The organism is Paenibacillus sp. EB106-06-01-XG199 (assembly GCF_058791575.1).
In genome coordinates, this window is record NZ_JBYTDQ010000008.1 from 170,927 (window position 1) to 191,043 (window position 20,117).

Here is a 20,117-nt window from a genome sequence, read left to right on the forward strand (position 1 = left end):
GAGAGATCAACCTTATGCATTTAATCATCAAGGCGACAGGGACAGGAGCAGGAATGCTCTCTCATCTGCTAGCCAAAAACCCGAATAATCTGTATGACCGGATTGAAAAAGAGGCCAGAGTGCGTATTGTGTTCACAGTCTCTTCCGAAGAAGAGACGGAGGCGGTCATTTATGTAACACCCGACCCAATTGAGCTGGTGAAGGGTTCTTCCTCCGCACACAACGACATCACGCAATATATCAATGACCGTGAATTTGTAACCAGCAGTCTGTTCTGCACCTATATCCGTCCCGCACTGGGTACTGCATTAAACGGCAAACCGAAAGAAGCGTATCTGCCCTGGGTAGGCCAACGCCTTGCACTCCAGCTTTCCTTTGGACCTGTAGCCTCCAATTTGCCTGACCATACACTTGAAGAGTTGTTCACTGCGCTTGGTTATGAAGTGGTGCTGGAGCGGGGAGAGGCGGAGTATTCCTTTGACCTCAAGAACCACAGTTCTGTCCGTTATATTAAACTAAAAGGATTTCAGACACTCCAGACTGCCTTGCAGCAGCTTTTTGTGCTCATTCCCGCATTGGATGATTACAAGCATTACTATATCAGTGAGGATGAGGTTGATAAAATCAGGCGTTACGGCGAAGGCTGGCTTCAGGATCATCCTCAGCGAGCGCTGATTCTGAAACGGACGCTTCGTTTCGCAGGGGTAATTAAACAGTTCGAGGCGTTTGAGGGCCGCACTCAGAATTCCGGTGGAGCTTCTGTTGATGAAAATGCAAAGGAAGCTGCTGGTAAAGGTTCAATGGATGCGCCAAATGCTTTACCTGATCAATCCTTCGAATCCGAGGCTCCAGAAGAGCCTAAAGTCCGGTTGAATGATTTGCGTTACGCAGCTATTGCCGCTACCGTTGAAGCTTTGCAAGCTAAAGCCAGTATTGTTGACTTTGGCTCGGGGGAAGGCAAGCTATCTGCCATACTCGCCAACGTGCCTGGTGTCCGTGATATTAAAGCAGTTGAGCCCTCAGCCGCAGCTCAGTTGAGAGCCATGGACCGGTTTGCCAAGCTGGAAGGCAGGCAAGAAACTATCGTGCCTAAACCGGTAACCGGATCCCTGTTCTATTTCGACGAGTCACTGCGGAATAAGGATGTAATGATTCTTTGTGAGGTAATTGAGCATATCGATGAGCACCGGCTTGCGCGGGTGATGGAGACTGTTTTCGCCGAATATGGTCCAAAGACACTGATTATAACTACCCCGAATAAGGAATACAACGAGGTCTACGAGATGGAGCGGGAGGAGATGCGTCATGGCGACCACCGTTTTGAATGGGGGAGAGAAGCATTTTCCGCCTGGTGTTCCCGCTGGACGACAGCCTTTGGTTACTCTGCGGAGCTGAAGGGGATAGGCGAATGCATGGAAGGTTTCGGTTGCCCGACGCAGATGGCCATATTTACGAAGGAGGTAACATCACAATGATAGAGAGACAGGAAGGGCAGCGGGTCATTCCGTTTCCTCATGGAGGCATCGTCGTACTGGTGGGGCCTTCCGGCAGTGGCAAAACGACTCTGCTCCGCAGATTGGTACAAGAAGGTATATTGTTGCAGACAGAGATCGTCTCTTCCGACGATTATCGCTCATTAGTGGGTGATATCGATTTTATAGATTGGAAGGGCCATCCCCGTGAAGAAGCGGATATTCTGTATGGCGATTACCAACTGCTGTCGAAACTGGCCTTTGAAGCGATGAACACAATGATATCTATGCGCTGCCGGATGGGGAAGCTGACGGTGGTAGATGCCACACATTTGCTGCCCGAATACCGTAAAAAATATATAGAGATGGCAGCAGATTATGATCTGCCCTGTACGGCCTGGGTGCTCGATCTGCCGGAACAGATCCTGCTTGAACGGGATAAGGGACGTGAAATGCCTCGCGGCAGGCAGCGGGTCAAGGCGCAATTTAGCCAATTCAAGCGTTCGCTAAGAGGGCTGCGCGATGAAGGCTTTGATTTCAAATATGTGTTGAAAGAAACGGAAAGTGTGCAGTTTGTCCGCAAGCAGAATGAATTGCTGATTGAAATTGGTGCAGGGATTGATGTGATCGGCGACATTCACGGCTGTTACGATGAGTTGTTGGAACTGCTTGATCAACTGGGCTATGTCGCTGATGAGTGCGGATTGTACCGCCATCCTGAAGGCAGAGAACTAATCTCTGTAGGCGATGTAATGAGCCGTGGTCCCAAATCACTGGATGCACTGAGATTCTGGAAGCGGCACAGTGAAGCCGGAATCTCACGTATGGTCGACAGCAACCATGGCTGGAAGATTGCCCGGTATCTTGGGGGGCGCAAGGTTACCTTAAGCCATGGCGATGAGAAGTTTGCCGCTGAGCTGGAGCAGTATGCACTGGCAGAGGGTGAGGCTGCAGCTAGTAAACTTAGAGAAGAGCTGAAGCAGTTCCTGCTCTCCGCCCCCAGTCATCTGGTGTATGGACGGGGTGGTATACGGCAGGTGGTTGTTGCCCATGCAGGAATTCGCGATGAGTATATCGGTAGGGAGTCGAAAAGGATTAAGGATTTTTGCCGCTACGGTGATACAGACGGAATTGAGGGGAAGGGCGCTCCTGTGCGCAAGGAATGGTATGTGCAGCATGATTCCGGGGAGTTAATTGTCTGGGGACATGATCCGAGACCTTACCCTACTCTGGTTAAGAATACGGTCAACATTGACCAAGGCGCAGTCTTTGGCGGCTCGTTGACGGCTTACCGGTATCCTGAAAAGCAGTTTGTTGCTGTCAAGGCCCACAGAGATTACGCCCAGGACCCGGACAGCCCGCTGATCCGCTGGGAACGCGGCCGTTTCTCTCCGCCTAACCTGCGGAAGTTTGTGGAAGGGTACTCCGTTATGACAGCTGCCTATGGTGAACTTTCTGTACGCGGTGAATTCGTCAAAGCAGCCATTGATACCGTCTCCCATTTTACGATTCCGCTGGAGGATCTGGTTTATATTCCTCCGACCATGAGTCCGGCTCCGGCAGTATCCGCAGATGAATCTTACCTGGAGCATCCGCGTGAGGCCTTTGCCTATTATCGCAAACAGGGTGTGGAAACAATGGTTGCCGAGAAAAAACACATGGGCAGCCGGGCTATCCTGATGCTGTTTCGTGACAAGGAAGCGGCAGTATCCTATGTGGGACGTCGCACACTGGGTACGATTTATACCCGGACGGGCCGGGCATTCTTTGACAAGGAAACGGAGTCCGAAGTACTGGCTAAACTGAATGCCGATTTGCGGAAAGCGGACTATTTTGTCCGCCATGATACGGATTTACTGCTGCTGGATGCCGAAATTATCCCATGGAACCTGAAGGCTCGTGAATTGATCGCTTCCCAGTACGCGCATGTCGCAGAAGCCGCCGTAATGGACCGCGGACATCTTGCGGAGAAGCTGCGAGAAGCGGAGAGTAACGGGCGCGATGTATCCGGCTGGGTACAGGAAATGGACAAGAAGCTGCGGAATGCCCGCGTGTTCTGTGAAGCTTTTCAGGAATACTGCTGGGATGTCAGCGGGCTGGAAGGAATCAGGATTGCTCCTTTTCATACGTTGGCGCATAGCGGCCAGAGTTTTTTTGATCATAGCCATCTCTGGCATATGGAGAAAAACCGCGAACTTGCAGGTGTTTCTCAGCTCTTTATGGAGACTGAATACCGGACTGTCGCAAGTGAAGACGATGAAGCTGAGGTTATCGCCTGGTGGGAAGAGATGACAGAGAATGGTCATGAGGGGATCGTGATCAAGCCGGAACTTTTCATATCACGAAATGGTAGCTCGATGATTCAGCCTGCGATCAAAGTCCGGGGACGCAAATACCTGCACATCATATATGGCATCGATTATTTGCAGCCTGACAATCTGACACGGTTAAAACTGCGCAAGACCGGCAAGAAGGAGCGGCACGCCCTGATGGAATGTGCTCTTAGCGCCGAGTCAGTGGAACGTTTTATCCGCAAAGAGCCGCTGGAGCGGATTCATGAATGCGTGCTTGCTGCTTTGGCACTGGAATCTGAGCCGGTGGATCCGCGGTTGTAAGCTATAGGGATGGAATCCAAATACGAAATTAATTCTACGAAAGTGGTTTTAAGAGGTGCAACTTATGTTAAACCATACCGCTGAAGTTTCGCTCAGCAAATTTATGACCAAGCTGCTTCGGCACACGCCGCAGCAGTATGGACTATTTCTTGATCCTGAGGACGGTTCCTGTCTGCTGGAGGAACTGCTCGCAGTGATAAATGCAATCCCAAAGTGGTCTCATATTACAGAAGAAGATATCCGCCAAACGGTCACGAACAGTGAAAAGCAGCGGTTCGCCATTGAGGGGGACCGGATTAAAGCAAGATACGGACACAGCCACACCAAAGTTGCCTATGAACCGGGAACACCGCCGTCCGTGCTCTATCATGGCACTCACCAGAATGCGCTGCCGGCGATTGTAAAAGAGGGGCTGCAGCCGATGGGCAGGCAATACGTGCATTTATCGGAGGGGCTCCATTTCGCTACCCTGGCCGGAAGCCGCAGGGGCAAGCTTGTTTTGCTCGCCGTGGATACGGTTAAGGCTGTAGAGTCTGCTGTAACCTTCTATTATGCCGGAAATGAGGTATGGCTGGCTGAGCCGGTTCCGGCTGCCTGCATAACGCCATTAAGTGCCCCGGAAGAACAGTAGCACCAAATCTCCACAACAGGAGGAATGTGATATGGAAGAGGTGCCGGATCACCTGGATCACGGATTGCAGATCGTCTTCATTGGATTCAATCCAAGTCTACGCTCGGGCGAGCTGGGGCATCATTATGCGAATCCGCGCAATAATTTCTGGCGGATTCTTGAGAAGTCAGGGCTGACTCCGCGCCTTTATGATGCCTCGGAGGACGGTGAACTGCTGAAGCTCGGCTACGGCTTTACCAATATTGTAGCCCGTCCGACCCGCGGGGCCGAGGATATTACCCGCGAGGAGTATGCCGAGGGGCGGGAATTGCTTCGTGCCAAGCTGACGCTCTACCGGCCGGAGGTAGCCTGCTTTGTAGGCAAGGGCGTCTACACTGAATTCAGCCGTAAACCAAAAGCAGATTGGGGATTTCAGGAGCATATAGAACCGGTAGTGGATGGCGTGCGCGAGTTCGTCGCCCCGTCGTCGAGCGGACTCGTCCGGATGCTGATGCCGGAGATTGTGGCTATTTACCGGAGACTATATGATTTCACCCATAAGGATGACTGACTTAGAGTTTGTTTGACAGGACACGGGGATTGAGGATGGATGGAGAAGCGGAGGGTGGACGTAGGAAGGATGATAGGCGGAGATGTACCCCAAAAAGTAGGAGTTCTAGGATAACTGCATTCTATACAGTTAAATATGGGGATTTTTGGCATATGGCGAGAGTTAGTTGTATTCCGTACATTTATAACAGAGAATATTTGCCCGTAATTGACAAACTTGCGATTATAGTTGCAGGAAGTACAACTAAACCGTGACGGGAGCTGATTTCTGCCTATTTAGTTGTACGAAGTACAATTATGAGCCCGGAGTCTAAGCTGAACCCCAGTTGCAGCAGTCAGCACCAACCCGGAAAGCAGTCGCAGTTACCAATACCAACTGGCCCGCCACCACGGGGGGGACTCAGTGAATAAAAAAACACCCTGTAGGTTATGGGTGTCTCAATTGTAGACAAAAAGGGGTTTGAAACGAATTATTTCTGTTTCAAAACCCTATTTGCTTTGTCAAATTTATTGTGAATCTGTTTTAAATCACACTATATTCCCTCCATTCGTGTATTGGTTATTTAATCAATTATATTTTGACAATGTTGAAATAGAAACAAAAATATACTATATTATATTGTTAATGCACTGAGCGGGGGGAGGACAGGCCATGAACAAAGAAGAACAGGTCATAATGGGCTTCAGGGACGTATATAACAAGATGGTTTGGCTCAATAAGGATAAGATGGAAGACAGTCTTAAAGGTTATAAGTCTTCTGAAGTACATTGCATCGAATACATTGAAAAAAATGTGGATTCCAACGTGACTAAACTTGCGGAGTCCTTTTATATGACCCGCGGTGCCATAAGTAAAATGACTAAGAAGCTCATAAAAAAGGGCCTTATCGAAAGCTACCAGAAGCAGGATAACAAGAAAGAAATCTATTTTAGGCTTACTGAGCAAGGGAAAGTAATTTATAAAATCCATGAGGACCTGCACAAAGAGTTTCAAGAGCGGGATAAAGCCGTATTTGAGCAGGTAACCGAGGAGCAATTCGACAGTATGCTTAGCTTCGTGGAAAAGTATAGTAGGCATTTGGATGCAGAAATAAAAAAACTGGGTATAGATTTTAAGCCGGAATAACTTTGAATAATGAAAATGAAACCACAGGCAGCCGGGTTCTATTGAGAACGGGCTGCTCTTTTTTGCTCTTTAATTTGTTGACAAGGAAACAAAACGGAGATATTATTTTGTTGACAAGGAAACGAAATAACGGTTTTTGAGGAGAGAATTTAAATGTCCATATTTAGATCACACAATGAACAGAACACAGAACAAGCCGTAGATAAACACGCTTTAATATTCGGTCTTATCTCTGTGTTTCTTTGCGGAATAGGCTTCAGTATCATAATGCCTGTCGTCCCATTCTTAGTGCAGCCTTATACAAGCAATCCGGGAGAACAAGCTATAGTTGTTACGCTGCTGACCTCTGTTTATGCCCTCTGCGTGTTTTTTGCGGCTCCCGTACTTGGGGTTTTGAGCGACAAATACGGCCGTCGTCCATTGCTCTTAGTATGCCTTTTGGGTTCCGCGATCGGTTACTTCATTTTTGGCATAGGTGGAGCTCTATGGGTACTATTTGCCGGGCGCATAATAGAAGGTATAACAGGCGGGAGTGTAAGCACGATCTTCGCATATTTTGCAGACATCATTCCTCCAGAGCAGAGAACCAAATACTTTGGATGGGTGAGTGCGGTTGTAGGTGTAGGCACCGTTATTGGCCCAACTCTAGGCGGATTACTTGCCAAGTTTGGTTATGCTGTACCCATGTATTTTGGAGCAATAATAACTTTATTGAATGTTGTTTATGGATTCTTTTTTATGCCTGAGAGCCTTGGCAGGAATAATAGACTAAAGGAGATTACCTTTGTAAGACTGAATCCATTTACACAGCTTGCAAGCCTGCTTTCCACGAAAAACTTAAAAAGGCTACTTGTCTCGGCGTTCTTACTTTGGATACCTAACGGATCTTTTCAGGCAGTTTTATCCCAATTTACAGTGGATACTTTCAGTTGGAAGCCTGCACTAATCGGACTTGTGTTTTCAATTATGGGCGCTCAAGACATCATTTCACAAGGTTTCATAATGCCAAAGCTTTTGACAAAACTTAGTGATAAACAGATAGCAGTTCTTGGAATGGTTTCAGAGATTATAGGCTACAGTCTTATTGCGCTATCTGCTTTGTTCTCATTCTATCCTCTTTTTATCGCTGGCATGTTTATATTTGGTTTTGGTGATTCGATCTTTGGGCCTTCATTTAATGGGATGCTCTCCAAGTCTGTCGATTCTAGTGAACAAGGAAGGATTCAAGGGGGGAGCCAATCTATTCAGGCTTTAGCAAGAATGATTGGGCCTGTCATAGGAGGTCAAATCTATGTATCACTTGGGTCTGCCGCACCCGCTTTTATGGGTATGATCCTTATAGCAGCGGCAATACCAGTTTTATATAAGAGAACGCAGGTAAATATGTAAAAACCAAATTATAATAGGGTTTCAGAACTCAGGGACAAGTTCTGAAACCCTATGGGTCTACAGTCTGAAACACCCTGCATGTTAAGAGTGTTTTTCTTATTTCTGCGCTCATACAAGTCCGGCAGTTTGAGTATACGCAGTCTGTTAAGTCTCGATCAGCAACAGGATGATCGAGGACAGCGACAGGCACACGCTGACCAGATAAAGCACGGCAACAACCTGCTTCTGGTTAAGACCGGCCTTGAGCAGGCGGTAATGCACCTGGGTGGCGTCGGCCTGATAGATCGATTTGCCTTGGATGAAGCGTTTGATGACGACAAAGATATTATCGAAAATCGGCACGCCAAGCGCTAATATCGGGATGAACAAAGACAGCACTGTTGCCTGCTTGAACGCGCCGTCCAGCGCGATCACAGCCAGAATGAAGCCGAGGAACGTGGCGCCTGCGTCACCCATGAAGATTTTGGCTGGTGCCTTGTTGTAGCGCAGATAGGCAAGTGTAACTCCGACAAGAGCAATAGCCATGATTGCGGAAGTAGATTGCCCTTTGGTCACAGCGACAATAAACAGGGTGACTGCCGAAATGGCCGTGAGTCCCCCGGCTAATCCGTCCATGCCGTCAGAGAAGTTAATGACAGTAGTTACGCCGAAGATCCAGATGATCGTCAGCACGAACTGCAGAATAACCGGCAGGGAGATGTAATCACCGGAGAACGGATTAATGAACCCGGTAAAGGCATTACCCGAGAGAAAAACAAGGATCGCCGCTGCAATCTGTACGATAAACTTGGGCAGTGCCGGGAAATCCTTACCCTTGGTTTTGTACCAGTCATCAATGGTGCCTATAGTCAACAGCAGCACACCGCCGATGAACAGGGCTAGTGTCTCCAGTGAGAAGTCACGGGCAAACAGCAGATATGTAATGAAAAATCCGATAAATATGGCATAGCTGGCTGTCAGAGGGATGGGCTCCCTATGTATTTTGCGTTCGACATCCTGACGGGGCTTGTCCACAAAATCAAGCCGGAAAGCCAGTTTGCTAAGCGGAGGAATCAGCCAATAGACGATGAAAAATGACACCAGAAACGATAAAACGTATAAAATGACAATCACCACCGTTGATTTTTTTAAGCAGGTCTGTCTAAATTATATCGCAGAAGCAGAACGTTTGTCGACGAAACATAAAACTGGAGGGGAATTATGAAATACGAGGTTATTTTATTCGATGCCGATGATACGCTGTTTGACTATGGAATGGCGGAAGGACAGGCTTTTCTAAATGTGTTCGCCCATTTCGGGCTGCCGACGGGGGCGGAGGAATATGCGGTCAGCTACCGCGAAATCAATCAGGCGCTGTGGAAGGATCTGGAGCAGGGGCGGATTACCTCGGCGGCGCTCAGGGTGGAACGGTTCAACCGGTTGTTTTCGCGCCACAAACTCGAATACAGTCCGGAGGCCTTCAGCGAAGTCTACTTGCGCTTTTTGGGTGAGGGGACCTATTTGATTCAGGGGGCGGTGGAACTGTGCGGCGGGCTTACCGGCTGTAGACTTGCGATTATCACGAATGGAATCAAAGATGTGCAGTTGTCCAGAATTCAAGGTTCGCCACTCTGCAATACGTTTGAGCAGATTATTATTTCCGAGGAGGCAGGCTCGCAGAAGCCGGAGCCCGGGATTTTCGATTATGCTTTTGCCAAACTTGGGATTACGGATAAGAGCAAAGTATTGATTGTGGGCGATTCATTGACATCGGATATTCAAGGCGGGAAGAATTACGGGATCGACACCTGCTGGTTCAATCCGTTGGAGAAAGCCAATGAAGCGGGGATTAAGCCTACATATGAAATCCGGGATCTGTCCGAGCTTCTTAGAATTATCGCCTGAAGTTGGAGGCTTAACAGGTTGAAATGCTCTCCCGGTGTTAAATTATAGTAAGACGCTGAATTCAAATCCACATCATTCAATATACGGGAGAGGATTGCTATGAATAAAAAATGGCTGATTGCCACAATTGTAGCCGGCATGGCCGTAACCGGTTCTGCTGGCGTATACGCAGGAAGTAAATTGCAGCAGATCAAGGCTTACTTGAACCATGGACTCGGTATTGTCGTAGATGGCACTCCCTGCTGGCTGAAGGATGCCAACGGCAAAACCTTGGCTCCGATCACCTATGAGGGGACGACATATTTGCCGATTCGCTCCATCTCAGATGCCCTGGATGTGCCTGTTGCCTATGATGCGGTTAATGCCAAAGTGAGAATTGGCAGCGGGTCCGAAACTGGAGCAGCGTCAGGAAGCACTGGAAGCTCTGGAAGCACCGGAGGTACTGCGGGTTCCGGAAACTCCGGCAGCGGTACAAGCACCCCGGCGGCAGGTGTGAAGCGGCCTGCTAATCTGCCGAAGGATTTCCCGATTCCGGCAGATGCCGTGGTTACACCAACTTTGGATACGGATTCGGGCGGAGTCATGAAGGCCTCCTTTACCTATATGACCCAGGAGACTTTGGCTACGATGGGTTTCGTGTATAGTGAATATGCCCGGATTAAACGGTCGGAGAATGCCTCAGAGACAGTAACTGCAACAGCTGTGAAGATTACCGGCAAACTGGGCGGAATCAGCCCGGTCTCCATCTGGGGCCGAGCTTCGACAGCACAGCCCGGCTATAACGTTTTCACCGTTACCTGGTCGGAAATCTAAATATCCAGCTGCAGAATTCAGCAGTATGAACAAAGCCGCATTCACAGAGAATGCGGCTTTTTAATATAAGAGGCATGCTTCAGTATCTAGAACTAAGAGACAGCCGGATTAAGACTGCTGGCGGGTATCAAGCGGCTTCAGATGGGCTTCAATCTGTGCGCGCTTCGCTTCCAGAAACGGCGGCAGGGCAAGTGATTCACCCAGGTGCTCAAGCGGTTCGTCCGTGGCAAAGCCCGGACCGTCCGTAGCCAGCTCGAACAATATGCCGTTAGGCTCGCGGAAGTAGAGGGAGCGGAAGTAGAAGCGGTCAACGAACCCGGAATTGGGCAGCTGTACTGTGCGGATACGCTCGATCCATTGCTTTAATTCCTCTTCGTTATCCACGCGGAAGGCCACATGATGAACACCGCCCCGTCCGAGATGTTCCTGGGAAAGGTCATTGCGTTCCTCCAGATGCACCTCTGTGCCGGAACCGCCTTCTCCGGTTTCGTATACAATGATGTCCGGCTGCCCGGCCGCGGGCGAAGGATAGCTGCCTTTGCGGCGGAAGCCAAGCAGATCTTCCAGCACCAAGGCGGTGTGTTCTGCTGTTTCGACGGTTAAGTGTGCGGGGCCCAGACCGACAATGGCATACTCTACCGGAACAGGACTCTTATCCCAAGGTTTGCCGCCGGGCACGCCCTGGTTGTTCTCGTCCGAGACCAGATTGAAACGCTGTCCCTCAGGATCACGGAAGGCCAATGTCTTGCGGCCGCCCCGCTCAGTGATTTCATCATGCTCTACGCTGAACCCGGTTAAGCGATGTTTCCAATAATCAAGCGCCTTATCATCCGGCACACGCAGTGAAAGGGCAGAGATGCTGTTATTGCCGTCCCGGTTGCGTCCAGCATTCGGAAGCTCGAAGAAAGTCAATTCTGTCCCCGGATTGCCCAGCTCATCCCCGTAGAACAAATGATACACGGAGATATCATCTTGGTTTACGGTCTTTTTAATCAGGCGCAGACCAAGCACTTGGGTATAAAATTTGAAATTTTCCGGTGCGTTCTTTGTAATCGCGGATACGTGGTGGAGTCCTTTTAATGTTAAACTCATGGTATATTACCTCCTGTTAGTTACCTAAGCATGTATTGGAATCGTTCGGTTCATATGGAAATCGGATAGAACACAACGGCGAGTATACAGATTTGAACTTTTGTGAATATTGTTAAGTAACTATAATTTTATCAGTTAATAACCTAATTTGCAATAAAGGATTTATGATCCGTACAATTTCGTGAAGGAGAGAAACAAAATGCACACCAAAACAGGCTTGTTTGAACAGTTGAAGGCACTTGAAATCAACCCGTCGGGGACACTCCTCGTTCATTCTTCGTTAAAAAGCATCGGTGAGGTGCAGGGAGGCGCGGACACGGTACTGGATGTGCTCAGTGAGTATATGAAGGACGGGCTGCTTGTGCTGCCGACACACACCTGGTCGTATATTAATGCCACTAATCCGCGATTTGATGTACTAAACTCCCCTGTCTGCGTCGGGATTTTGCCGGAATTGTTCCGCCGCCGTCCGGGAGTGATCCGTTCCTGGCATCCGACCCATTCCGTGGCCGCCCTGGGCAAGGATGCGCAGGCGTTCATTGCCGGAGAGGAAAGCCGGGATACGCCTTGCTCACGGGATTCAGTCTATGGTAAGCTGCTCGACCGCAAAGCCGACATTATGCTGCTTGGCGTCGATTTACGGCGGAATACGTTCATCCATGGCATCGAGGAATGGGTGGATATTCCCGGCAGAATGACCGATGACCACGAGCTGCTATACACGGTTACGCCCGAAGGTGAAGAAATCGCCGTGCCTTCCCGCAGACATTGCGGACTGTCCTGGTCGCAGCATTTTTGGAAGGTGGAGCCGGTGCTTCAAGAAGGCGGTGCTTTACGCAAGGGCAGCTTTGGGGATGCAGTGGCAATGATCTGCGGCACAGCAGAAACCACTGAAATCCTAAGCCGGATGCTGGCTGTGAATCCCGATCTGTTCTCGGACAACGAACCGCTGAACGGCGAAGCAGTGCCAGAGGCGCTTCCGAAGACCAAACGTCAGATACCTTGATGACTGCCGGTGCTGGTGCACTGTAAAGGGGCGCTGAAGGTGGGCACGGAGGAAGAGATCATCGTCAACCACCGTTCCCTGGAGACGATTCTGGATGAATGCCCGCAAGCCTATAGGAATTTAGCTTTATTAATGAGGTACTTACAAATTATAATAGATTTGGGTATTTACCATCTGCGTGCTTAGCGGGGATTTCTGATGATCCCGCAGTGCCCGCCATTGTATGACCGGGTATACTGCAGAGCAGATCCGGGACTTATCCTCCTTCGGGGTTCGAATCCCCATCGCCTTTTAAGCGACTTTGGTAAAATTTGAGCATTGCACATGAGTAGACCTTTGCCGGAGATTCTCGGCCTGACCTTCGGGCAGGCGCCGGAAGCGCTGCTATGCAGCCGGCGGATACCGGAGCCGGGAACGGGCACGGATAGAGGGTCAGGCATTGCATAACTTTTCAGGCTGCAGGCGGGCCAAGATGTTATGCCGTGAACCTTTCCTTCGAGAACTTGCCTCTCCCCGCTCCTTAAGACCGGTTCCGCAGCCGCAGCCGGGAGAATCTCCTTGCCGGGGTCGACGATCAGATGAACCGCCTCAAGTCAGAGAATCAAGGCGGATTCGGGAGGAACTAATGTTAAATAAAATCACGATTGCTGCCGATGAACGCGGACTACTGTTCAAGAAAGGCAGCTACGACAAATATTTAGAGCCCGGTACATACTGGTTGACAGGCTTTACGGATCAGAAAATCGAAAAGTTGAAATTAAGCGAGCCGTTCAGCGTCCCCGGCAAAGCGTTGAAAGTTTTCATGCAGGACGTAGCGCTGCTGCGCGACCTAGAGATTGTGAATGTAACGGATTATGAATATGTGCTGCATTATGAGGACGAAAGGTTCAGAAGCTTGCTTCCTCCTGGCCAGCATGCTTTCTGGACGAAGCTCAGCACGCACCGGTTCATCCGCGCCGATAGCCGCCAGCCGGAGATTCCGGCGGAGATTGACCGCTCCATCCTGCCGTGTTTTCCATATGCGATTCAGAGCTTTGAGGTAGCCGCACATGAAATCGGCATTCTTTATTTCAATAATGTGCTGCAGCGGGAGCTGCCTCCGGGCAAATATGATTTCTGGAGAGGTCCGGTGAAGGTGGCGGTAAAAACCGTTGACCTGCGCCAGCAGCAAATGGATATGACCGGTCAGGAGATGCTGACAGAGGATAAGGTTAGCCTCAGGCTCAACTTTGTCTGCCAGTATTCGATTGTGAATCCGCAGCGGACGCTGGCGATCAAATCGGTGGAGGAACAAATGTATATCAGCCTGCAGCTGGTGCTCCGTGAATACGTCGGCAGCCTGAAGCTTGATGATCTGCTGCGGATGAAGCAGGAGGTGGGGGTTTTTGTACTCTCCCGTCTGCAGGAGCAGAGTGAAGGGTATGGCGTACAGTTCCACTCCGCCGGAGTGAAGGATATTATTCTACCGGGAGAGATCAAGGATATTCTCAATACCGTGCTGCTGGCAGAGAAGAAGGCACAGGCCAATCTGATCACCCGGCGCGAAGAAACAGCCTCCACCCGCAGTCTGCTGAACACGGCAAAGCTGATGGACGAGAACAAAACGCTATACCGTCTGAAGGAGCTTGAGTTTCTGGAGAAAATCAGTGAGCGGATCGGCAATGTTTCTTTGGTCGGCGGAGGTACGCTGGCAGAAAGGCTCGGCCAGCTGCTGATCCATGACGGTGACGGGAAGCAATAGTACGGCGTTTTTATTCTGCATTTTTATTTCCCTGACTGGCGGATAAATGGTGGCCTCAAACTTAAGTTCTGCCGCACAATCTGGCTAGTCCCTATCAATGTATGGTATATTATTCTCACAAAAAACAAAGTAAGGAGATTGGAAATGGAAAAAACATTGATCTTTGGACACAAAAATCCGGATACGGATACGATTTGTTCAGCAATTGCTTATGCGGCACTGAAAAAAGAACTGGGCTGGGATGCCGAGCCGGTTCGTCTGGGAGAAGTAAGCGGCGAGACGCAATTTGCGCTCGATCAATTTGGAGTGGCAGCTCCGCGTCTGGTAGAGAATGTGGCTGGCGAAGTTAAACAGGTCATTCTGGTTGACCATAATGAACGGCAGCAAAGCGCAAATGATATTGATCAGGTGCGGGTTGTTGAGGTTATCGACCATCACCGGATCGCCAACTTTGAAACGGCTCATCCGCTGTACTACCGTGCCGAGCCGGTTGGCTGCACAGCAACAATCCTGAACAAGCTGTACAAAGAAAACGGAGTAGCGATTCCGAAGGAAATCGCCGGTCTGATGTTGTCCGCCATTATTTCCGATTCTTTGCTGTTCAAATCGCCAACCTGCACCGGAGAAGATGTGGCAGCAGCGCGTGAGCTGGCTGAAATTGCCGGTGTGGATGCAGACAGCTACGGACTTTCCATGCTTAAAGCTGGAGCAGACCTCAGCGACAAGAGCATTGCACAGCTGATTTCCCTGGATGCCAAGGAATTCAAAATGGGTGAATACAAAGTAGAAATTGCCCAGGTAAATGCGGTGGATGTGAACGATGTACTCTCCAAGCAGGTAGAGCTGGAAGCTGCGCTGAACACGATCATTGCTGACAAAGGACTTGATCTGTTTCTGTTCGTTGTTACAGATATCCTGAACAACGATTCCGTAGGATTGGCTCTGGGCCGCGTTGCAGGTGCTGTAGAGCAGGCTTATAATGTAAAGCTGGATGATAACAAAGCCATTCTGAAGGGTGTAGTTTCCCGCAAATCGCAAATCGTGCCAGTGCTTACTGAAACGATTGCCAAGCTGTAACAATTGCATGGAAGACTGGACGTTGTCCTGTTCCTAATCATATGATTTCAGAGAAACCGGCTGTGCCATCCTTAACAGGACGGGGGCAGCCGGTTTTTTTGGCAATGCACATCTGCCGCCGTTTGGATCTACCAAATGTTCGGCTATACTGTTTTCTAATATTATGCAACTAATTGCCCTCGGAAGGGTATAAACAGCATAGTCACAGAGAGGGGGAGCAAGAATGGGGAAGATAAAAAAGAAGGTTTTGGCAGCCGTTTGTATAACGATGATTTCAGGCGGAACCATGCTTTATGCTGCGCCCGGCAAACCGGATATAGCGGTCTATTTGAACAATGTGCTGCAAAAACAAGCAGGATTATCAGTTGATGGAGAGACCTATCTGCCGGCCCAGCAGCTGATTGGGGGGCTGCAGGCGCTTATGTTCTGGGACGAATCCGCCAAGGCTATCCGTGTCTATAAGCCGAATGTTAACATAGCGTTGCTTGATGATCAGGGGAAGATCTTTGGAAAGGTCAGAAGCGGTGTCAGCAATAAATTTTCGGTTCTGGTGCAGGTGGACAGCCTGAAGACGGAGATATCCGATTTGAAAATAATCATCAGCGATCCGGAGGGCAAAACAGAAAATATTGATGCCGCGCCGGTCAAGGACAAGAAGGACAGCTTCTGGTTCAAATCCGCTGAGTTCTCCAGCACCTTTAGTGAAAAGGGAAATTATAAGATCCAGGTGTATCTGAAGGATACTACTTCCAAGGAATGGGCGGTTGTTTCTGAAATCCAAATCTCTACAATCTAAACGGAATATACGGATATCAAGAAATTTGCAGTTCCGCGAACGGCCAAGCACTCCCGAGATCGTATTGCGATGCCGGCAGGGCTTTCTCTTTGCCAAAATTGGGGATGGGCTCTATACTAAGCTTACATGAATGTACCGAAAGGAGCGGGAATAATGACAAAAACACGAAACAGCGGAGCTCTTCAATATAAATCGTTTGGACTGGTATTGCAGGCGCTTGTGATCCTGGCGAAAAAGGGCGACACCTGTTCAAGCTGTGAGATCGCCGAGCTTCTCTCGTCGGAGGCAACGCTGTTGAGACGCACGATGGCGAAGCTGACCAGAGAGCATATCCTGGTGACCCGGGAAGGCAGGGATGGCGGATATTTGCTGAACCGTGCCCCGGAGGAGCTGACGCTCGCGGAAATATACCTGGCGCTGGAAGTGGGGGAATCCCGCAATAAAGCGGTAAAAGATACGATGTGCATCAATGCTTTCGGAGAGCAGATGAAGGCGGCCTGCGGAGATGTTTTGGAGGAAATGGATCGCAGTGTGCTTGGCGTGCTGGAGCAGTACACGCTTGCCGATATGGTGCGCAAAGCAGGTTGTTGACAGGATTCATTTATTTGAATTATACTGTGCATATTAAAATACAGTTAAACACGTCATGATGAGTTGCCGCAGGGAGAGTATATTTTTTTGTTTTTAACTGTGTGTTAATAAACACAGAATATAAACCGGATTAGGAAGAGGAGGAGTAGTGTGATGTCAACGGAATTGAAAACGGAAGTGGAATTTAACAAGGTGATCCGCGAACGGCATTCGGTGCGCAAATATGATCCATCCTGGAAGATTTCCGAGGAGGAGATCAAGGAGATTCTAGGAGAGGCGGTTCTGGCACCATCCTCCTCCAATCTGCAGCCATGGCGGTTCATCGTCATTACGGATCAGGAGCTGAAGGCACAGCTGCTGCCTATCGCCAACAACCAGCAGCAGACGGTAGAAGCTTCTGCCATTATCGCCGTGCTTGGTGATTCCGAGGCATACCGCAATGCAGAGGCTATTTACGAGTACGCGGAGGCTGCCGGATATGTGACTCCGGAAGTGGGAGCTGCCATGGCGAAGAGAAGCCGGGATGGATATTCCAGCATGCCGGTTGAGGTGCTGAACAACATCGCTCGTGTTGACGGCGGACTGGTATCCATGCAGCTTATGCTTGCAGCCAAAGCGAAAGGCTATGACACTGTTCCTATGGGCGGCTTCAACCCCGATGGCTTCAGAGAGCTGTTCCAGATCCCTGAGCGTTATATAACAGTGATGCTGATTGCTCTAGGCAAGGCAGCGGTGGAAGGACGGCCAACCGTCAGATTGCCGCTGGAGCAGGTTACCCATTGGAACGGATTTCAGGGTTAAATAGCTTCACCTGTCAAGGGAAGCAGGGGCTGGTCAGCGTAAGCTGGCCGGTTTTTTTGTTTTGCGGTGCTTTCTGCTAAAATATTGTTAGCAGATGCTTTCGAAGTCAGTTTTGTTCGAAGCAGAGCTTTGAAGGAATGCTCACAAAACTATCAGGAGGGGATCATATGATTCAAGTCTATCCGGCACAATCCGCCCACCGTTTTGATCACGGCTGGCTGCAGGGCAGCCACAGCTTCTCGTTCGGTGATTTCTATGATCCCGGTAATACCTCGTTTGGTCCGATGCGCGTCTGCAACGATGATACCATCGCACCAGGCAGGGGCTTCGGCGCCCATCCGCACAGCGACATGGAGATCGTCTCCATCGTGCTGTCCGGCAGGCTGCGCCATGAAGATAATTTGGGTAATGTAGCAGAAACAACCTTCGGCGGCATTCAGCGCATGTCGGCTGGAACCGGCGCTATTCATACGGAGCATAATCCCTCGGACAGTGAGCCGGTACGGCTGCTGCAGCTCTGGTTCATGCCGCGTACCCGCGGAACGGCACCTTCTTACAGCACCGGCCGATTTGATCCGGCGAAGCTTGAAGGAAAACTGCTGCCTGTGGTGGCTGCAGAGCCTTCGGAAGAGGTCGTGGGTATTGCCCAGGATATGACGATTTATCTCGGCCGGGCGGAAGCCGGCCAAGTATTATTTTTTCAACAGGAGCAGGGACGGCGCATTTTTATATATCTAATTGAAGGACGGCTGAAGCTGCAGGGGGAGGTCGTGCTGCTGCCGGGGGATTCGGCACGGGTTGAAGAGGTCAGTGCATTAAGTCTTGCCGCTGCAGAGAATACCCTGGTTATGGTGATTGATTTACCGTAGCTGCTTACAAAGTACAGTGACAAGGAGGGACATATAATGGCGCAGCAGGAGAGAGTGCTGGTTAAGCATTCGGTAACAGGACGATTGCTGGTCAGCAGCACGGACGGTCCGACCTATACGTTTGATCCGCAAGGCACATTGACGGTAATTACGATCTGCGGGGTAGCTTCCGATAAAGGGGCAGCAGTGGTGGAGCTGAAGTCCGAGCTCAATGTGTTCCGTTTCGAGGAGCCTGCGGAGGGGCCGGTTATCAAACATTGGTATTATGTAGGCGATAATGCGGTAGATTACAACGCGTCTTCAGGATGTCTAACGATAGCGGTCCAGTCCGAGATTGAGTACCGGCCCGACCAATACTGGGAGTAGCAGAGTCAATCTGATATTTCTTTGACTAATATCACATCAAAGGTGAAGTTAGTGTCTGGTAAAGTCAGTTTTTTCAAAAAATCCACGGAGAGAGGACAAATGATATTGACAATCCGCTCCTGGTGTACTAGCTTTGTTATGAAACGTAACACGACCAAAGAGATGAGATAGGGGAAATGAACAAAATGGAATTGTTTGCAGCAATGCAGCAGGACGATTACGAAGAGCTGTTGTTTTGTCAGGATAAGGCATCAGGGTTAAAGGCGATCATTGCGATTCATGACACAACACTGGGGCCCGCACTGGGCGGAACAAGAATGTGGACTTATGCTTCCGAGGAAGCGGCGATTGTCGATGCGCTGCGGCTGGCCAAAGGCATGACGTACAAGAATGCTGTAGCGGGACTAAATCTCGGCGGCGGGAAGACGGTGATTATCGGCGACCCCAAAAAAGACAAAAACGAGGCGATGTTCCGGGCCTTCGGCAGATACATACAAGGTTTGAACGGCCGTTATATCACAGCGGAGGATGTAGGCACCACAGAAGAGGATATGGATATTATTCATCAGGAGACGGATTATGTTACCGGGATTTCGGCCACTTACGGTTCCTCCGGCAATCCTTCACCGGCTACTGCTTTCGGAGTGTATCAAGGGATGAAGGCCGCAGCCAAAGCGGCTTTTGGCAGTGATTCGCTGGCTGGCAAGACGGTGGCAGTACAAGGTGTAGGCAACGTGTCCTTTACACTGTGCAAATATCTTCACGAAGAGGGAGCACAGCTTGTTGTAACGGATATTAACAAGGAAGCTGTGGCCCGGGCAGTGGAGGCCTATGGGGCCAAAGCAGTTGATCCTGCGGACATCCTCTCGGTAGCTTGCGATATTTATGCTCCTTGCGCACTCGGTGCAACCATTAATGATGAATCGTTGCCGCTGCTTAAGGCGAAGGTTGTCGCAGGTGCGGCCAACAATCAGCTGAAGGAGCCGCGTCATGGTGATGCCCTGCACGCCAAGGGTATCGTTTACGCACCGGACTATGTCATTAACGCAGGTGGCGTAATCAACGTTGCCGACGAATTGAACGGCTATAATAAAGAACGGGCTTTTAAGAAAATTGCCAAGATCTATGGCAGCATTACCCGTGTGCTGGAGATTTCACAGGCCAATGGAATACCGGCTTATGCCGCTGCAGACCGGTTGGCAGAAGAGCGGATTGCTCTGCTGCGCACAAGCCGCAGCACGTTCCTGCGGAATGAGCATTACGCCATCAGCAGAAGATAGCGTTTCTTCTATATAAATA

The 20,117-nt window shown here is 49.8% G+C and carries 20 protein-coding genes; 18 read left to right on the forward strand and 2 right to left on the reverse strand.

Annotation, left to right across the window (positions count from 1 at the left end):
• Nucleotides 1-14: 14 nt before the first annotated feature.
• The 6 genes from AC3WT9_RS25805 to AC3WT9_RS25830 all read left to right on the forward strand — a co-directional run bounded on the left by AC3WT9_RS25805 (nucleotide 15) and on the right by AC3WT9_RS25830 (nucleotide 7,782).
• The gene (locus AC3WT9_RS25805; RefSeq protein ID WP_341377406.1) at nucleotides 15-1,475 is read left to right on the forward strand and encodes a 3' terminal RNA ribose 2'-O-methyltransferase Hen1; all 1,461 of its coding nucleotides are present in this window, start codon (nucleotides 15-17) and stop codon (nucleotides 1,473-1,475) included.
• Nucleotides 1,472-4,087, forward strand: coding sequence for a polynucleotide kinase-phosphatase (locus AC3WT9_RS25810; RefSeq protein WP_341377407.1), 2,616 nt, complete (start codon nucleotides 1,472-1,474; stop codon nucleotides 4,085-4,087). The genes AC3WT9_RS25805 and AC3WT9_RS25810 overlap by 4 nt, the downstream gene beginning before the upstream one ends.
• Nucleotides 4,088-4,151: 64 nt before the next feature.
• The gene (locus tag AC3WT9_RS25815) at nucleotides 4,152-4,718 is read left to right on the forward strand and encodes an RNA 2'-phosphotransferase (RefSeq protein WP_341377408.1); all 567 of its coding nucleotides are present in this window, start codon (nucleotides 4,152-4,154) and stop codon (nucleotides 4,716-4,718) included.
• A gap of 31 nt (nucleotides 4,719-4,749) precedes the next feature.
• Nucleotides 4,750-5,268, forward strand: a complete 519-nt coding sequence (locus tag AC3WT9_RS25820) for a mismatch-specific DNA-glycosylase (RefSeq protein WP_341377409.1) — start codon at nucleotides 4,750-4,752, stop codon at nucleotides 5,266-5,268.
• 651 nt (nucleotides 5,269-5,919) lie between these two features.
• Complete coding sequence (locus AC3WT9_RS25825; RefSeq protein WP_341090018.1) at nucleotides 5,920-6,393, forward strand: MarR family transcriptional regulator; 474 nt, start codon at nucleotides 5,920-5,922, stop codon at nucleotides 6,391-6,393.
• 153 nt (nucleotides 6,394-6,546) lie between these two features.
• Entirely contained in the window at nucleotides 6,547-7,782 is a 1,236-nt protein-coding gene (locus tag AC3WT9_RS25830) for an MFS transporter (RefSeq protein WP_341377411.1), read from the forward strand.
• A 144-nt stretch (nucleotides 7,783-7,926) separates the two neighbouring features.
• On the opposite strand, the gene AC3WT9_RS25835 is transcribed toward AC3WT9_RS25830, so the two are convergent.
• Nucleotides 7,927-8,886: an MraY family glycosyltransferase gene (locus AC3WT9_RS25835; protein ID WP_341097558.1), complete on the reverse strand. Its 960-nt coding sequence runs from the start codon at nucleotides 8,884-8,886 to the stop codon at nucleotides 7,927-7,929.
• A 96-nt stretch (nucleotides 8,887-8,982) separates the two neighbouring features.
• On the opposite strand from AC3WT9_RS25835, the gene AC3WT9_RS25840 reads away from it, so the two are divergent.
• Entirely contained in the window at nucleotides 8,983-9,666 is a 684-nt protein-coding gene (locus AC3WT9_RS25840) for a YjjG family noncanonical pyrimidine nucleotidase (protein ID WP_341377412.1), read from the forward strand.
• A 99-nt stretch (nucleotides 9,667-9,765) separates the two neighbouring features.
• Nucleotides 9,766-10,479, forward strand: a complete 714-nt coding sequence (locus AC3WT9_RS25845; RefSeq protein WP_341377413.1) for a stalk domain-containing protein — start codon at nucleotides 9,766-9,768, stop codon at nucleotides 10,477-10,479.
• Nucleotides 10,480-10,587: 108 nt separating this feature from the next.
• Here the strand turns inward: AC3WT9_RS25845 and AC3WT9_RS25850 are convergent, their stop codons facing one another.
• A complete protein-coding gene (locus tag AC3WT9_RS25850) occupies nucleotides 10,588-11,571 on the reverse strand; it encodes a ring-cleaving dioxygenase (RefSeq protein WP_341377414.1) in 984 nt (327 codons plus the stop codon).
• A gap of 199 nt (nucleotides 11,572-11,770) precedes the next feature.
• On the opposite strand from AC3WT9_RS25850, the gene AC3WT9_RS25855 reads away from it, so the two are divergent.
• From AC3WT9_RS25855 to AC3WT9_RS25900, 10 genes are all read left to right on the forward strand, one after another.
• Nucleotides 11,771-12,577, forward strand: a complete 807-nt coding sequence (locus tag AC3WT9_RS25855) for an AAC(3) family N-acetyltransferase (protein ID WP_341090023.1) — start codon at nucleotides 11,771-11,773, stop codon at nucleotides 12,575-12,577.
• 324 nt (nucleotides 12,578-12,901) lie between these two features.
• Nucleotides 12,902-13,024, forward strand: a complete 123-nt coding sequence (locus AC3WT9_RS25860; RefSeq protein WP_341377415.1) for a hypothetical protein — start codon at nucleotides 12,902-12,904, stop codon at nucleotides 13,022-13,024.
• A 178-nt stretch (nucleotides 13,025-13,202) separates the two neighbouring features.
• Nucleotides 13,203-14,318 (forward strand): slipin family protein, encoded by a 1,116-nt coding sequence (locus tag AC3WT9_RS25865; protein WP_341377417.1) that lies wholly within the window; start codon nucleotides 13,203-13,205, stop codon nucleotides 14,316-14,318.
• A gap of 144 nt (nucleotides 14,319-14,462) precedes the next feature.
• Nucleotides 14,463-15,395, forward strand: coding sequence for a manganese-dependent inorganic pyrophosphatase (locus AC3WT9_RS25870; RefSeq protein WP_341377419.1), 933 nt, complete (start codon nucleotides 14,463-14,465; stop codon nucleotides 15,393-15,395).
• 223 nt (nucleotides 15,396-15,618) lie between these two features.
• The gene (locus AC3WT9_RS25875; RefSeq protein ID WP_341090027.1) at nucleotides 15,619-16,191 is read left to right on the forward strand and encodes a hypothetical protein; all 573 of its coding nucleotides are present in this window, start codon (nucleotides 15,619-15,621) and stop codon (nucleotides 16,189-16,191) included.
• A 153-nt stretch (nucleotides 16,192-16,344) separates the two neighbouring features.
• Nucleotides 16,345-16,782 carry an RrF2 family transcriptional regulator gene (locus AC3WT9_RS25880; RefSeq protein WP_038586441.1) on the forward strand — a complete coding sequence of 146 codons (438 nt, stop codon included), beginning with the start codon at nucleotides 16,345-16,347 and terminating at the stop codon, nucleotides 16,780-16,782.
• Between the two features lie 153 nt (nucleotides 16,783-16,935).
• Entirely contained in the window at nucleotides 16,936-17,583 is a 648-nt protein-coding gene (locus tag AC3WT9_RS25885) for a nitroreductase family protein (protein WP_341377422.1), read from the forward strand.
• 167 nt (nucleotides 17,584-17,750) lie between these two features.
• A complete protein-coding gene (locus tag AC3WT9_RS25890; protein WP_341377423.1) occupies nucleotides 17,751-18,452 on the forward strand; it encodes a pirin family protein in 702 nt (233 codons plus the stop codon).
• A gap of 36 nt (nucleotides 18,453-18,488) precedes the next feature.
• Complete coding sequence (locus tag AC3WT9_RS25895; RefSeq protein WP_341090030.1) at nucleotides 18,489-18,818, forward strand: hypothetical protein; 330 nt, start codon at nucleotides 18,489-18,491, stop codon at nucleotides 18,816-18,818.
• Nucleotides 18,819-19,003: 185 nt separating this feature from the next.
• Nucleotides 19,004-20,098 carry a Glu/Leu/Phe/Val family dehydrogenase gene (locus tag AC3WT9_RS25900; RefSeq protein ID WP_341097559.1) on the forward strand — a complete coding sequence of 365 codons (1,095 nt, stop codon included), beginning with the start codon at nucleotides 19,004-19,006 and terminating at the stop codon, nucleotides 20,096-20,098.
• The last annotated feature ends 19 nt before the right edge of the window (nucleotides 20,099-20,117 follow it).

Excerpts from the sequence above, each read along its gene's own strand:
- AC3WT9_RS25805 (WP_341377406.1), top strand. The coding sequence starts at position 15 with ATGCATTTAATCATCAAGGCGACAGGGACAGGAGCAGGAATGCTCTCT.
- AC3WT9_RS25810 (WP_341377407.1), top strand. The coding sequence starts at position 1,472 with ATGATAGAGAGACAGGAAGGGCAGCGGGTCATTCCGTTTCCTCATGGA.
- AC3WT9_RS25815 (WP_341377408.1), top strand. The coding sequence starts at position 4,152 with ATGTTAAACCATACCGCTGAAGTTTCGCTCAGCAAATTTATGACCAAG.
- AC3WT9_RS25820 (WP_341377409.1), top strand. The coding sequence starts at position 4,750 with ATGGAAGAGGTGCCGGATCACCTGGATCACGGATTGCAGATCGTCTTC.
- AC3WT9_RS25825 (WP_341090018.1), top strand. The coding sequence starts at position 5,920 with ATGAACAAAGAAGAACAGGTCATAATGGGCTTCAGGGACGTATATAAC.
- AC3WT9_RS25830 (WP_341377411.1), top strand. The coding sequence starts at position 6,547 with ATGTCCATATTTAGATCACACAATGAACAGAACACAGAACAAGCCGTA.
- AC3WT9_RS25840 (WP_341377412.1), top strand. The coding sequence starts at position 8,983 with ATGAAATACGAGGTTATTTTATTCGATGCCGATGATACGCTGTTTGAC.
- AC3WT9_RS25845 (WP_341377413.1), top strand. The coding sequence starts at position 9,766 with ATGAATAAAAAATGGCTGATTGCCACAATTGTAGCCGGCATGGCCGTA.
- AC3WT9_RS25850 (WP_341377414.1), bottom strand. The coding sequence starts at position 11,571 with ATGAGTTTAACATTAAAAGGACTCCACCACGTATCCGCGATTACAAAG.
- AC3WT9_RS25855 (WP_341090023.1), top strand. The coding sequence starts at position 11,771 with ATGCACACCAAAACAGGCTTGTTTGAACAGTTGAAGGCACTTGAAATC.
- AC3WT9_RS25860 (WP_341377415.1), top strand. The coding sequence starts at position 12,902 with ATGAGTAGACCTTTGCCGGAGATTCTCGGCCTGACCTTCGGGCAGGCG.
- AC3WT9_RS25865 (WP_341377417.1), top strand. The coding sequence starts at position 13,203 with ATGTTAAATAAAATCACGATTGCTGCCGATGAACGCGGACTACTGTTC.
- AC3WT9_RS25870 (WP_341377419.1), top strand. The coding sequence starts at position 14,463 with ATGGAAAAAACATTGATCTTTGGACACAAAAATCCGGATACGGATACG.
- AC3WT9_RS25875 (WP_341090027.1), top strand. The coding sequence starts at position 15,619 with ATGGGGAAGATAAAAAAGAAGGTTTTGGCAGCCGTTTGTATAACGATG.
- AC3WT9_RS25880 (WP_038586441.1), top strand. The coding sequence starts at position 16,345 with ATGACAAAAACACGAAACAGCGGAGCTCTTCAATATAAATCGTTTGGA.
- AC3WT9_RS25885 (WP_341377422.1), top strand. The coding sequence starts at position 16,936 with ATGTCAACGGAATTGAAAACGGAAGTGGAATTTAACAAGGTGATCCGC.
- AC3WT9_RS25890 (WP_341377423.1), top strand. The coding sequence starts at position 17,751 with ATGATTCAAGTCTATCCGGCACAATCCGCCCACCGTTTTGATCACGGC.
- AC3WT9_RS25895 (WP_341090030.1), top strand. The coding sequence starts at position 18,489 with ATGGCGCAGCAGGAGAGAGTGCTGGTTAAGCATTCGGTAACAGGACGA.
- AC3WT9_RS25900 (WP_341097559.1), top strand. The coding sequence starts at position 19,004 with ATGGAATTGTTTGCAGCAATGCAGCAGGACGATTACGAAGAGCTGTTG.